Genomic DNA, 13,583 nt, shown 5'->3' with positions numbered 1-13,583 from the left:
GGCCGGACCGGTCTCACCGGAGCCGCGCGGTGTGTGTATGACCCCGTGAGCCGCCCACGCGGACGGTGAGCACGGGGCGGCGGCCCGGCACCACGGACACGGTGTCGTCGGCGTGGACCACCGTGCGCACGGCGAAGGGCAGCCGGACGGTCAGCTCCGTCACCGTACGGCTCGGATCGGCCACCGCCACCGTCACGCCCTCGCCGCGGCGGCACACCAGGACGGTGCCGGGGCCGTCGGTGCCGAGCCCGTCCACCGAGCCCGCCGCCCAGAAGTGCGCCGCGAGCAGGCCGTGGCGGGGTGCGGCGACGGCCTGGACGGTGGCGTCGTTGGCGAGCACGCGCGCCGGGCGGGAGAGGGACCAGGCCAGGGTCGCGGCGGCGGTCGCGCGCGGCAGCAGGACATAGGAGTAGGACGCGGAGACGGGGGAGGGCCCGTGGTCGAACCAGAGAGTGGCGTAGCGGCGTGTGACCGGGGTGGTGCTGCCCGCGGTGTCCGCGCCGGTGTTGAGGGCGCTCCACGTCCCGGTGCGTTCCTCGCGCAGCGCGCGCAGCGGGCCGCCGGAGGGGAAGACGTACCCGCCCGTGCCCTCCAGATGGGCCCAGCGGGCGTCGTCCAGCGCGGCCGACCACCCCTGCCGCGAGGACTGCCGGCGCCCGTCGACGACGAGCCGGGGCGCGCCCTGGGCATGCAGGTTCCGGTTCTCGACGACGGTCTCGACGGTCCTTCCGTCGCTCGCCGTGATCCCGGCGCCGAGGGCGACGACCGCGTTGTCCAGGAAGAACCACGCCTTCTTGGCCCGCAGCGTCGACCCGTCCGCGATCAGCTCCATCGCGGCGGCACCGTAGCGGGCGTCGAGCACCGCCCCGCCCGCGACCGCGTTCCGCGGACGGAAGGTGCCGGTCCCGCCGCCGGTCCCGAGATCGGCCCGGACCCGGGCGTCCACCGTCGTCCCCGGCAGCCGGTACGGGTCGACGGTGGGCCAGAAGGCGTCACCGAAGGCGTCCGTGTCGTCGCCGTCGTACAGGTATGTCATGCCGTCGCCGGTGTACCAGCCGTGCAGGTTCTCGCCGTTGCCCGCCTCGTAGGCGGCGATGCGCCGCGACGACAGCGACAGCGCGCACGCCCACGACCGGCGCCGGTGCACCACCCGGTCCATGTCGGCGAAGACGAAGTGCCCGTCGGGGCGGTCGGCGGGCCGCACGGTCCGATCGCCGAGGACGGCCTTCGCGCGGGCCAGGTCCGGGATCCCGACGAGCGTCCGGTACGGCGTCCTCGTGTTGCGCAGGATCCAGCCCTTGGCCGCGGCGCGCCAGCGGTCCGCGTACGCGTCCGGTGCCCCCTCGGCGAGCTGGAGGATGTGCGCGACCGCGGCGGCCCCGTCGGCATGGTCCCGCGCGCGCTCGCGGGAGACGGCGCGGCCGCGCACCGCGTCCATCATCACGCCGTCGAACAGGAGCGGCTCGAAGGAGCGCTCCACGGCCTCGTACAGCACCTGGACCGCCGGGTCGGTGACGGCCCAGTCGGAGCCGGCGAGCAGCGCGATCAGCTGACCGGCGCCCCCGAGCAGGACACTGCCGTACGTGCCCGTGTACGCGACGTCCGAGTGCTGCACGAACGAGCCGTCCCGGTAGAAGCCGTCGCCCGAGGTGACGTACTGGAACAGGCTGTTCTTCCCGTTGTCCCGGACGTCCGACAGGCCGTCGCGGGCCAGGGCGAGCGCGGCGGGGTCGCCCGCGAGCAGCCCGCGCAGCGCGACGATGACGGCCTTGTCGGTGCGGTTGGCGCCCGTCTCGGCGAGCGTGGGGGAGTTGGTGCGGCGGTCCGGGTCGGGGACGAAGCGGGCCACCGTCGCCACATAGGCGTCGCGGTCCTGCGCGGGCAGTTCGGCGCGCAGCAGGACGCAGACGTCCATCAGCGCGCGGGGCGCCCCGATCTCCCAGAACCACCAGTTGCCGGTCTCGCGGCGCGAGGCGTCGTAGCCGGCGGTGCGCAGGAAGCGGAGCGCGTCCAGGAGGCCGTCGCGCACCGCCGCCTGCCCGGTGAGCGAGGTGCCGGGCGTGGCCCACGCGGTCGCGATCGTGCGCAGCCGCGGGTAGCTCTGGCCGAACATGCCCGGATCGGAGGCCGGGGACAGATCCGCCCACAGCGCGGTGCGGTTCGCGGAGGTGTCGAGCTGCCGCCACCAGGCGGCGGCCTGGGTGTCCAGGGCGGTGAGCGCGGCGGCGAAGTCCGGGTCCGCCGGGTCGAAGGCGCCGCCGGTCAGCTGCTGCGCGGCGCGTGCGAGCAGCGGCTCGTACGGGTCGTCGCCGGATGCGGCGGCGGCGCTGGCACCGCCCGCGCGGGCGACGAGTCCGGCGGCGGCGCCCGCCGAGGCGAGCGCGAGGGTCTGGCGTCTGCTCAGTTCCATGGCGGATCTCTTCCTGCGGGATCAGTCGGTCAGCGCGGCCGGGTCGGTCGACGGTGCGGGGAGGTGGAGCGCGGCCAGTTCGGCGCGGCCTTCGGCGTCGATGGGGAAGGCCCAGGTGGTGACGAAGAAGTCGGTGAGGTCGCGTCCGGCGACCCGGCTGGCGTACGTGGCGAGCGCGCGGTAGCGCCGGGCCGTCTCGGTGGAGTCCGACTGCGGGTTCTCCTCGCGCACCAGCTTGTGCAGTCGGGGCCAGAAGTCCGCGCCGAAGGCCAGCTCCAGCTGGCGCAGCGGCACGAGTTTCTCGTACGCGCCGAAGGACTTCTCGTACGTCAGCCCCGCCGTGCCGAACTTGGCCCGCGCGGACCGGAAGGAGTCGAGGCCCGTCTTCGGGTCGACGGTGAGGAGGTTGGAGGGCCGGCCGAGGGCGCGCTGCACGGCCAGGGAGTAGATGTTCACCGTGACCTCGGTGAGCCCGGACGGCTTGTACGCGAACTGCTGATGCAGATGCCCCAGTTCGTGGTACAGCCCCCAGCCGCGGGTGAGCAGTCCCTCCACCGTGGTGGCCCGGTCGAGATAGGCGTGCGGGAACCCGTTGTACCCGTGTGTCGCGTACGCGCCGACGCCGGACGGCACCACCGACACCTCGGTGAAGTGGTAGCCGCCGGCCTTGGGCCGGTGTACCGGCTTCGAGCCGTCCAGACCGCTGATGTCGGACTCGGCGTCGATGATCCGCTCCAGGAGGGTGAGCAGCGCCGCGTGGTCCTCGTCGCGGTAGAGCAGTGCTCCGTCCCGGGTGAGCGTCACGATCGAGCGCGGCCCGTGCAGCTCGACGACCGGCACATCGGTGCAGGTGTCCAACTGGTGCTGGTAGCCGGCCTCGGAGGTGCGCCCGAGCCTGAAGACCGGCATGGGCACGGAACCGCTCCGCAGCCGGACCGCTGCGCGCTGCCCGTCGCCTTCGAGGGTGAGATACACGGGTCCGCCGTGCGGGTCGGTCACGGTGTTCGCGCCGGGCCCGAGCGGATAGCTGCGCGGTGCGGTGACGGTGCCGTAGTAGTCCCACTGCCCGATCCACAGGGTCGGCACCGCACCGTGGTGGGGCAGTACGTCGCAGCGCAGCGCGGTGCCCGGCGGGACATAGCGGCCGGTCGGCTGGAACTCGCTGGCACGCAGGGCCTGGCCGAGGCGCAGCCGCTCCGCCTCGGCGGAGGGACGGGCGACGAGCGGCACGACGAGGTCGCCGGGGCCATGGGCGGTGCTCGCGGCGCCGGCCGGGCCCGCGGCGCGGGCGGCACCGGCGCCGAGGCCGCCGACGGCGAGCGCGGCGCCCGTGGCCGCGGCGAGGGCGGAGCGGCGGGACGGGGATGCGGGGGTGCGCATGGACATCGTCTCCTCGGGGCGATCCGTACGGTGGGCTGGGGGAGTGGCGCGCCACGGCCCGGTTGTCGCGGCGTCCTCGGCGCGGGCGGGGACACGGATGGCGCGGTGGAGTGCCGTCAGTCGGAGAGCGTGCTCGGGTCCGTGCCCGGCTTCGGCAGGCGCAGGGCGGCGATCTCCGCGATGCCTCGCGCGTCGATCGGCATCGCCCATGTGCCGACGAAGAAGTCCGTCAGATCGCGGCCCGCCGTGCGGGAGGCGTAGGTGGCGAGGGCGCGGTACTGGCGGGCTTCGACCTCCGGCGGATGGTCGTAGTCCTCCACCGGCGCGTCGTGCTGGTGCTCCGTGCGGACCAGCCGGTGCAGCCGGGGCCAGAAGTCGTCGCCGAAGGCGAGTTCCAGCTGGCGCAGCGGGACCAGTTGCTCGTAGGCGCCGAGGTCGTCGACGTAGGAGAGACCGGGGGTACCGAGCTTGGCGCGGGCGGACTGGAACCAGTTCAGGCCCGTCCTCGCGTCGACCGTGAGAAGGTTCGAGGGCTGTCCCAGGGTGCGCTGCGCCGCCAGCGAGTAGATGTTCACGGTGACTTCGGTGAGGCTGCCGGCCTGGTACGCGGCCTGCTGGTTGAGGTGTCCCAGCTCATGGTAGAGACCCCAGCCGCGGGTGGTGAGACCGCTGACCGTGCACAGGCGGTCCATATAGGCGCGGGGGAAGCCGTTGAAGCCGTGCCAGGCGTACGCGCCGACGCCGTTGGGTACGACGCTGACCTCGTTGAAGTGGTACCGGCCCGCCTTGGGCCGGTCGAGGGGCCGGCGGCCGTCGAGGCCGCTGACGCGGTCGTGTGAGCCGATGACGGTGTCGAACAGCGACATCAGGGCGGTGTGGTCCTCGTCCCGGTACAGCAGCGCGCCCTCGCGGGTGAGCGTCAGGACCGCCCGTGCCGTGACGAGTTCGACCCAGGGGACGTCGGTGACGGTGTCGAGCCGCCGCTGGAACTCCCGCTCGCTCGTCCGGCCCAGTTCGAAGACGGCCATCGGCCGGGCGCCGGAGACGAAGGTGACGGCGGCACGCTGCCCGTGCCCGGCGAAGCTGAGGTACACCGGCCCGCCGTAGCGGTCCACGACCTTGTTCAGGCCCGGACGGAGCCGGAACACCCGGGGCGCCTTGAGGTCCGTGTTCGTGTTGTAGTCGTCGAAGGTGCCGATGTGCAGCACCGGGAGCACCCCGTGGCCCGGCCGCACCCGGAGGGTGACGGTCGCGCCGGGCGCGGCGTAGCGGCCGGTGGGGATGAACTCACTGGCCCGCAGCGACCGGTCGAGCCGCAGCCGCTCCGTCTCGGCGTCCGGAAAGGCTTCCACGAGCAGTGTGTCGCCGCTCCCGGCGCCGTGCGGCGCGGGGGAGGCGGCCGACGCGGGGGAGGCGGCCGCGGATCCGCCGCCGAGGGCCACGGCCGCACCGGCACCCGCCAGTGCGGCGAGCACGGCACGACGGCCGGCGACGGGCGGCGCGGCGGGGACGGGGAGAGGCTTGTGGGCAGGGCGCATCCGGGAACTCCCATGGGGACGAACGGCGTCGGGGCGACGGGCGGGACGAGCGGGCGGCGCTGCACGTCAGCATGTAAGCGTTTGCTGTCCGGTCGCAAGGGGGTGCGGCGAGTTTCTGCTCGTTACTATGCGAACCAGCGCTCTTGCGAGCAGGATCGAGCACATTCATGTGCCCGACACCGCAGGAGACCGGCGGTACGAGTGTCAAGGCGTCCCCGGGGCCCAGGCGCCGGGTCCCCTGAGCCCCCGGAACCTGGGTGTGCGAGCAGGCCCGGAGACCGCGCGCACCCAGGTCTCAGGAGGCGCGCGGTCACAGAGACCGCGCGCCTCAGCCCCGGCGTGCCCGCCCGCTCCCCGGGCCCCCGCTCCCCGCGACCCCGCTCCGCGGCGGCCCCGCCGACTCCCGCACGACGATGTGCGTACCCAGGCGCAGCGTCCCGGTCGTCGGGGCGCGCCAGTCGTCCTCGTCCCCGCCGTTGAGCGCCACCCGCACCGCCTGCCGGCCCATCTCCTCCAGCGGGATCCGGACGGTGGTCAGCCGGGGCCGCAGCTCCTGGGCCACCGGGATGTCGTCGTAGCCGACCAGCGACATGTCCTGCGGGACGCGCACCCCGGCCTCCTCCATGGCCTGCGCCGCGCCGGCCGCCACGATGTCGTTCGCGGCGAACACGGCGGTGAACTCCGGCCCGTCGCGCAGCAGTTCGGTCATGCGCCGGTGACCGAAGGCACGGCTGAAGGCGCCCGGCTGCTCCAGCAGCGGGTCCCGCCGGATGCCGCGCAGTTCGAGCGCGCGCCGGTGTCCGGCGAGCCGGTCCCGCGCCGTGGAGAGGCCGGGCGGCCCGCCCAGGTAGAGGATCCGCTCGTGGCCCTGGGTGATCAGATGGTCGGTGATCGCGAAGGCGCCGCCCTCGTTGTCGTACTCCACCCCGACCGTCGGGACGTCCTCGCCGAGCGAGGGCCGTCCGCACAGCACCAGCTTCGAACCGCCCGCGTCCAGTTCGCGCGCCCTGCGGGCCAGTTCGGCCTTGTAGGCGCGGTCCTCGACGCTGCCGCCGACCAGCACCACGGCATCCGCGCGCCGCTCGTGCATCAGCTCGATGAAGGCGAGTTCCCGCTGCGGGTCGCCCTGGGTGCAGCACACCAGGCAGAGCCGGTCACCGGCGGTGGCCTCGCGTTCGACGCCGCGCGCGATGTACGCGTAGAACGGGTCGATCAGTTCCCCGACGATGATGCCGACGGTGCGGCCGGAGGCACCGGCCAGCGCCCGCGCATGGGCGTTGACCACATAGCCCAGCTCCCGCATGGCCGCCTCGACGCGTTCGCGTGTGGCCGCGGCGACCGGGTAGTTGCGGTTCATGACGCGCGAGACGGTCGCCGTGGACACACCGGCCCGCCGCGCGACGTCGACGACGGTCGCGCGGCGCTGCCCGCTCCGCTCCCCCTGCCCGTCGCCCTGTGCCTCGCCGTCCGGCCCGGGTGCCGTGGAACTCTGCCGGGACATCCGGTCCACCCCCTGATGGTCGTGCTGGTCTGCCTGTGCTCGGCCCGCCGCCCCAGAGACTATGGCGTGCGGCGCGGCTGCGCTCACGCGATCCGCTCCAGGTCCTCCAGGAGCACGGCGTGCGCCAGCGGCACGCCGCGCGCGTACCGGGCCAGTTCGTCGACGGCGAGCGCGCCGAGCCGGCCCACCTCGTTGCCCTGGGCGCCGGCCAGATGCGGGGTGATGAAGACGTTGGGCAGGTCCCACAACGGGTGCCCGGTGGGCAGCGGTTCGGGATCCGTGACGTCGAGAACGGCGTCGATCCGGCCGCTGACCAGGTGGTCCGTGAGGGCGGCGGTGTCCACGAGCGGACCGCGCGCGGTGTTCACGAGGAGCGCGCCCGGACGCATCAGGCCCAGCCTGCGGGCGTCGAGCAGGTGCCGGGTCTCCGGGGTGTCCGGCGCGTGCAGGGTCACCACGTCGCTGGTCGCCACCAGGGTGTCCAGGTCGGTGCGGGTGGCGCCGAGCAGCCCCGCCTCGGCGTCGCCGATGTACGGGTCGTACAGCAGCACCTCGGCGTCCAGGGTGCGCAGCAGCTCGGTGACGCGGCGGCCGATGCGGGAGGCGCCGACCACGCCGACGGTGATGCCGCGGGTGCCGAGCCAGTGGTGGCGGTCCAGGTCGGCGTCGGTGCGGTGGGTGCGCCGGTCCTGGAAGAGACGGGCGAGCGGGAAGGCGCGCTTGGCGCCCAGGATGATCGCGGCGAGCGTGAACTCGGCGACCGGCACCGCGTTGGCCGCCGCCGCCGAGGAGACGGCGATGCCGCGCTCGTAGGCCTCCCGGCCCAGGAACGTCTTCACGGTGCCGGCCGCGTGGATCACCGCGCGCAGCCGGGGCGCCCGGTCGAGCGCGGCCCTGTCGACCGGCGGGCAGCCCCAGCCGGTGAGCAGGACCTCGCACTCGGCGAGGGCCGCGCGCGCCGACGGGCTGGTGAACTCCGCCACGACCGACGGAGGCCGGATGTCCGCGGTCTCCTCCAGGCGCGCCCGTACGGACGGCGGGAAGACGTCGTCCACGACGGAGGAGTCCATCGCGAGAACCGTGCGGGGCCGCCGCGGGGGCGGTGTGGCGTCGGCGGCCGTGGCCTCGACCGGCGCCTCGTCAGTGGTACGCACCCTGCCTCCGGACAGTAAACGTGTTCTATGGCGGACCGAACGCTAGGGAGCGCGCCGCTGGACCGTCAAGGTCGGGAAGAAAATCTGACAGCCGAGTTGCCCCGTTTGCAGCAGAAATACCCCGCATAACTGGCCTGTTCGCGCCGTCATCACGACCCGTCAGATCGACGGATCTATTGACGGTGGGGTTAACCGCTTACTAACTTGCCGCCGCAGATACCAGTTCCTGCGCCAACCGGCCGAACAGGACCGCTCCATGACTGTCTCCGTACCACCGACCGCCGTCGACCGCGTTCCCCGCAAGACCCTCTGGCAGCGCGTCAAGCGCGACAAAGTGATGCTGCTGCTGTGCCTGCCCGGCTTCCTGTACTTCGTGGTGTTCCACTACGTACCGCTGCTCGGCTACCTGGTGGCCTTCCAGGACTACCAGCCCTACCTGGGCTACATGCACAGCGCCTGGACCGGCTTCACCAACTTCTCGACGGCCTTCGCCGACCCCGACTTCTGGTCGGCGACCGGCAACACGCTGGAGATCGCGCTCGTCCAGCTCGTCCTGTTCTTCCCGGTGCCCATCGCGCTCGCCCTGCTGCTCAACAGCATCGTCAGCGACAGACTGCGCCGCTTCGTGCAGAGCGTCGTCTATCTGCCGCACTTCATCGGCTGGGTGATCATCGTCTCGATCTTCCAGCAGATCCTGGGCGGCGCGGGCGTCGTGCCCGACGTACTCGGATCGCTCGGCCTGCCGCGCTACGACATGACGACCGACCCGAACGCCTTCCCCTGGCTGCTCGCGCTCCAGGTGATGTGGAAGGACGCCGGCTGGGGCACCATCATCGTCCTCGCGGCGCTGCTCTCCATCGACCGCGGCCTGTACGAGGCGGCGGCCATGGACGGCGCGGCCCGGTGGCGCCGCTTCTGGCACGTCACCCTGCCCGGCCTCTCCCCGGTGCTCGTCCTGCTGCTCATCCTGAACCTCGGCAACATCCTCACCGTCGGTTTCGAGCAGATCCTGCTCCAGCGCGACGCCGTCGGACCCGACGCCGGTGAAGTCCTCGACACCTACGTCTACTTCCACGGCATCAAGGACAACCAGTGGGGAACGGCCGCCGCCGTCGGCCTGGTGAAGGCAGTGATCGGCACCGTCCTCGTCATCGGTGCCAACAAGTTCGCCCACCGGCTCGGCCATGAAGGGGTGTACCGCGGTGCTGACCGTTGAGACGTCCGCTGTGAAGACGCGCCGCGTGCGCGCCGCCCGGCCCGCCCCGGAGGCGGGAGAGCTGCGCCCCTCCGGTGCCCGTCCCCCGTGGATGGAGAAACCCACCCGGATGGGTCTCGTCCTCAAGGGCCTGGCCCTGGTGCTCGTCGTCGGCCTGGTGGCGTACCCGCTGCTCGGGGTGATCGGCACGAGCTTCGCCTCGCAGAGCGACATCATCAAGTCCAACGGGCTCGTCCTGTGGCCCGACCACCCGAGCCTCGACGCCTACCGGACCGCGTTCACCGGCGGACGGGTCACCCGCGCCCTGTTCGTCAGCGTCGGCGTCACCGTCGTGGGCACCGCCTGCAGCCTCCTCGCCACCATCGGCATGGCGTACGGGCTGTCGCGCCGGGGCATCGTCGGCGGCCGGTCCATCCTCATGACCGCCCTGTTCACCATGCTCTTCAACGCGGGCGTCATCCCCAACTTCCTGCTGGTCAAAGAGTTGGGGCTCTACAACACCTTCGCCGCGCTCGTCCTGCCCACCATGGTCAGCGCCTTCAACCTCGTCGTGATGCGGGCCTTCTTCATGAACCTGCCCGAGGAGCTGTACGACGCGGCGAAGGTGGACGGCGCGGGCGACTTCCGGACCCTGGTCCGCGTCGTCCTGCCGCTCTCCAAGGCGGTCATCGCCGTCGTCGGGCTGTTCTACGCCGTCGCCTACTGGAACGCGTACTTCAACGCGCTGCTGTACCTCGGCGACAACGACAAGTGGCCGCTGCCCATGGTCCTGCGCACCTTCATCCTCCAGGGCCAGAACCTCGACACCGCGGCGGCCGGCGAGGTCGTCGCCCCGCAGCAGGCCGTCCAGATGGCCGTACTGGTCATCGCCGTCGTACCGATCCTGCTCGTCTACCCCTTCCTCCAGCGGTTCTTCACCAAGGGCGTCCTCACCGGCGCCGTCAAGGGCTGACCGCGCCGCCGAAGGGCGGGGCCGCCGCGTCCGGCCGCACCACCCGGACCGCCCCGCGGCCCCGTGCATCCCCCGCACCCCGAATCCTCCCGTGCCCGCCTCGTATTGAGGAGTCCCGCCATGTCCGGCACCACATCCGTCGACCGCCGCACCCTGTTCCGCTGGGGTGCGGGCGCCGGTCTCGCCGTCGCCGCGGCACCGCTGCTCGCCGCGTGCGGCGACGGCGGCACCGCGGCCAAGGCCGAGGCCAAGAGCGCCGGTCTGCTGCCGAGCACCACGGTGCGCAACATCGGCATCAAGGCCGACCTGCCCGGCACCGCGGCGGGCGTCCCGAACGCCTTCCTGAAGTACCCGGCCGAACTGGCCCGCGCCACCCGGGGCACCCCGCTCAAGGGCGCGAAGAAGATCACCGCCGTCACCGAGACCTTCGCGCCGCTGCCGCCCGAGCGCGGCAAGAACGCGGCCTGGCGGGAGATCGAGAAACTGCTCGGCACCGAGGTCGACTTCACGGCCGTACCCGCCGACGACTACCCGGCCAAGTTCTCCACCATGGTCGCCGGCGACCAGCTGCCGGACATCTTCATGTACCCGGAGACCGGCGGCGTCGACAACATGGGCTCGTTCCTCGCCGCCAAGTGCGCCGACCTCGGCCCCCACCTCTCCGGCGACAAGGTCAAGGACTACCCGAACCTCGCGGCCGTCCCGCAGTACGCCTGGCGCGACGCCATCAAGGGCGGCAAGCTCTACGGCATCCCCATCGCCCGCTCGGGCACCGGCGGCGCGGGCTTCTACCGGGCCGACCTGCTGCGGCAGGCCGGTGTCACCGGCCTCGACCAGATCGACAGCATCGAACGGCTCGTCGAGCTGGCCAAGGACCTCACGGACACCGGCAAGAGGCAGTACTTCTTCACCGGCAGCGGCACCATCCTGCTCGCGATGTCCGCCGGCGCCCAGCACTTCTGGCACTTCGACCGGCAGACCGGCAAGTGGCGCTACCAGCTGGAGGACGACAAGTACCGCTACGCGGTCGAGACCGCCGCCAAGCTCTACAAGGCGGGCTGCTTCTACCCGGGCACCGTGCAGATGTCCGGGGCCCAGAAGGCCCAGTACACGGACCTGTTCAAGAACGGCAAGGCCGCCTACGTCTACGACGGCATGCCCTCGTACCTGACCACGGCCACCGGCTACGTCGACTCCATGGCGGCCATCGACAAGTCCTTCGACGTACGGCCCATGGTCCCCGTCGGCAAGGACGCGGTCACCTGGACCGACAACGTCTCGCTCCAGAACTGCTACATCACCAAGGCCGGAGAGCAGCGGGTGAAGGAGCTGCTGCGCCTGGCCGACTTCGCCGCCTCGCCGTTCGGATCCCTCGAATACACGCTCATCAACTACGGCGTGGAGAACACCGACTACCGGCGCGACGCGAACGGCACGCCCGTCCTCACCAAGCAGGGCACCCAGGACGTGACCGTGCCGTGGGGCAAACTCGCCTCCGCGACACCCGCGTTCTTCAGCGCCACGCATCCCGAGGCCGCCCGCTATGTACACGAGGCGTACACGGTGCTCATCCCCAGGCTCATCGAGGACCCCACCCTCGGCTACTCCTCGCCGACCTGGGACTCCAAGGGGTCCGGCAGCCTCTACACCATCCACCTGGACGGCCTGAAGGACCTGATCACCGGGCGCAAGCCGATGTCCGCGTACGACGCGCTGGTCAAGAAGTGGCGCCGCGCCGGAGGCGACACCTGCCGCGCCGAGTTCGAGCAGGCCTCGCAGAAGGGGAAGAAGTGACCACCAGCAGACGCGCGTTCCTCACCAAGACGGCGGTCGCCGCCGCGGTCACCGTACCGGTGCTGGGCTCGCCCGCCCAGGCCGCGGGCTTCGACCCCCGCCCCGGCTCCGACGGCGTCGGCGACCCCCTCTTCCCGACCCTCGGCAACGGCGGCTACCAGGTCGACCACTACGACCTCACCTTCGACTTCACCCCGGTGACCTACGACTTCACCGCGCTGGTGAAGCTGAACGCGCGGGCGACGCAGGACCTTTCGGCGTTCAACCTGGACACGGACGGCCACACCATCGACTCGGTCACCGTCAACGGCCGCCGCGCCTCCCACACCCTGTCCCTCGGCATGTCGGGCCAGGAACTGACGGTCACCCCGGCCGCACCGCTCCGCAAGGGCGCCCCGTTCCAGGTCGCGGTCGCCTACCACGGCAACGGCAAGGCGGCGCGGTCCGGGCTGACCGGCTGGCGGTTCGGCTCGGACGGCGGCTTCGCCTGCGCCGCGCAGTCGTCGCGGGCCGACACCTTCCTGCCCTGCAACGACACACCCTCCGACAAGGCCACCTGGACCTTCCACCTCTCCGCGCCCGCCGGATACGTCGCGGCCGCCAACGGTGTCCTGACCCGCAAGGACAAGCGTGCCGACGGCGCGACCGTCTGGCACTTCGCCCTGCGCGAGCGCATGCCGACGGAACTGCTCGGCATCGCCGTCGTCAAGGGCACCTATCTGTACGGCACCTCGCACACCGGGCTGCCGCTGCGGCACATCGTCCCGCGGGGCCGCGAGGACGAGTACGCGCCGGTCGTGGCTCGCACGGCCGACCATCTCGCCTGGCTGGAGCGCAAGTTCGGCCGCTACCCGTTCTCCGTGTACGGCATCCACATCTACGACGGATACACCGACGCCCTGGAGAACACGACCCTCACCCTGATGGGCACCAACTGGTTCAAGCCCGACGCCGACGGCCACCCCACGTACGAGAACACCATGGTGCACGAGCTGACCCACCAGTGGTTCGGCGACAGCGTGACGCCGCACGACTGGCAACAGGCATGGCTCAACGAGGGGCCGGCCGTGTACTACGCCGCGCTCTACAGCCAGGAGCGCGGCTGGTCGGACATGGCCGCGAAGATGAAGGCGACGTATGCCAAGCTCGACGCGGTCCGCGCGAGCGACGGGCCGCCCGGACTGCCGGCCGCCCTCGGCGGCACCAACATCTACGACGGCGGCGCACTCGTCCTCTACGCTCTGCGACTCCGTGTGGGATCGAGGAAGTTCGACCGGATCATGGGCCTGTGGCCGCGCCGCTTCAAGGGCCGCACGGTCACCAGCGAGGACTTCATCGCCCACGCCGTGACCGTGACGGGCGACCGGTCGCTTGACCGGTTCCTGCGGGACTGGCTGTTCGGCGCGAAGAACCCGCCGATGCCGGGACACCCGGACTGGACGACCACGGCATGACCGAGCCCGGCATGACCGGCCATGGCGTGACCGGTCCCGGACTCACCGGTCCCGGACTCACCGGTCCCGGACTCACCGGTCCCGGACTCACCGGTCCCGGACTCACCGGTCCCGGACTCTCCGGCCCCGGCACGACCTGCCACCGGCCGGTGCCGATGGCCGGCTGACCCGGCAGGACCCGCCC

At 72.1% G+C, this 13,583-nt stretch carries 10 protein-coding genes; 5 read left to right on the top strand and 5 right to left on the bottom strand.

The genetic code is table 11. The features are described from left to right. Positions 1 to 13: 13 nt before the first annotated feature. From R4Z62_RS00305 to R4Z62_RS00285, 5 genes are all read right to left on the bottom strand, one after another. Positions 14 to 2,410 carry a polysaccharide lyase 8 family protein gene (locus tag R4Z62_RS00305; protein WP_491518776.1) on the bottom strand — a complete coding sequence of 799 codons (2,397 nt, stop codon included), beginning with the start codon at positions 2,408 to 2,410 and terminating at the stop codon, positions 14 to 16. Between the two features lie 21 nt (positions 2,411 to 2,431). Then, a complete protein-coding gene (locus R4Z62_RS00300; RefSeq protein ID WP_491518775.1) occupies positions 2,432 to 3,790 on the bottom strand; it encodes a M60 family metallopeptidase in 1,359 nt (452 codons plus the stop codon). Positions 3,791 to 3,906: 116 nt separating this feature from the next. Beyond that, the gene (locus R4Z62_RS00295; protein WP_491518774.1) at positions 3,907 to 5,328 is read right to left on the bottom strand and encodes a M60 family metallopeptidase; all 1,422 of its coding nucleotides are present in this window, start codon (positions 5,326 to 5,328) and stop codon (positions 3,907 to 3,909) included. Positions 5,329 to 5,656: 328 nt separating this feature from the next. Then, on the bottom strand, positions 5,657 to 6,838 hold the full coding sequence (locus R4Z62_RS00290; protein WP_491518773.1) for a LacI family DNA-binding transcriptional regulator: 1,182 nt from the start codon (positions 6,836 to 6,838) through the stop codon (positions 5,657 to 5,659). Positions 6,839 to 6,912: 74 nt separating this feature from the next. Further along, positions 6,913 to 7,983, bottom strand: a complete 1,071-nt coding sequence (locus tag R4Z62_RS00285) for a hydroxyacid dehydrogenase (protein WP_491518772.1) — start codon at positions 7,981 to 7,983, stop codon at positions 6,913 to 6,915. A 256-nt stretch (positions 7,984 to 8,239) separates the two neighbouring features. On the opposite strand from R4Z62_RS00285, the gene R4Z62_RS00280 reads away from it, so the two are divergent. The 5 genes from R4Z62_RS00280 to R4Z62_RS00260 all read left to right on the top strand — a co-directional run bounded on the left by R4Z62_RS00280 (position 8,240) and on the right by R4Z62_RS00260 (position 13,566). Continuing rightward, entirely contained in the window at positions 8,240 to 9,199 is a 960-nt protein-coding gene (locus tag R4Z62_RS00280) for an ABC transporter permease (RefSeq protein ID WP_237305267.1), read from the top strand. Positions 9,200 to 9,290: 91 nt separating this feature from the next. After that, the gene (locus R4Z62_RS00275; protein WP_491521814.1) at positions 9,291 to 10,151 is read left to right on the top strand and encodes a carbohydrate ABC transporter permease; all 861 of its coding nucleotides are present in this window, start codon (positions 9,291 to 9,293) and stop codon (positions 10,149 to 10,151) included. Between the two features lie 120 nt (positions 10,152 to 10,271). Next, positions 10,272 to 11,945: an extracellular solute-binding protein gene (locus tag R4Z62_RS00270; protein ID WP_491518771.1), complete on the top strand. Its 1,674-nt coding sequence runs from the start codon at positions 10,272 to 10,274 to the stop codon at positions 11,943 to 11,945. Next, positions 11,942 to 13,399 carry a M1 family metallopeptidase gene (locus R4Z62_RS00265; RefSeq protein WP_491518770.1) on the top strand — a complete coding sequence of 486 codons (1,458 nt, stop codon included), beginning with the start codon at positions 11,942 to 11,944 and terminating at the stop codon, positions 13,397 to 13,399. The genes R4Z62_RS00270 and R4Z62_RS00265 overlap by 4 nt, the downstream gene beginning before the upstream one ends. Next, complete coding sequence (locus R4Z62_RS00260) at positions 13,396 to 13,566, top strand: hypothetical protein (RefSeq protein ID WP_491518769.1); 171 nt, start codon at positions 13,396 to 13,398, stop codon at positions 13,564 to 13,566. Before R4Z62_RS00265 ends, R4Z62_RS00260 begins: the two co-directional genes overlap by 4 nt. The last annotated feature ends 17 nt before the right edge of the window (positions 13,567 to 13,583 follow it).

The organism is Streptomyces sp. PL-25 (genome assembly GCF_058344915.1).
The sequence above is the reverse complement of the archived record's forward strand: the minus strand, read 5'-3'. Positions and strand labels throughout refer to the sequence as shown.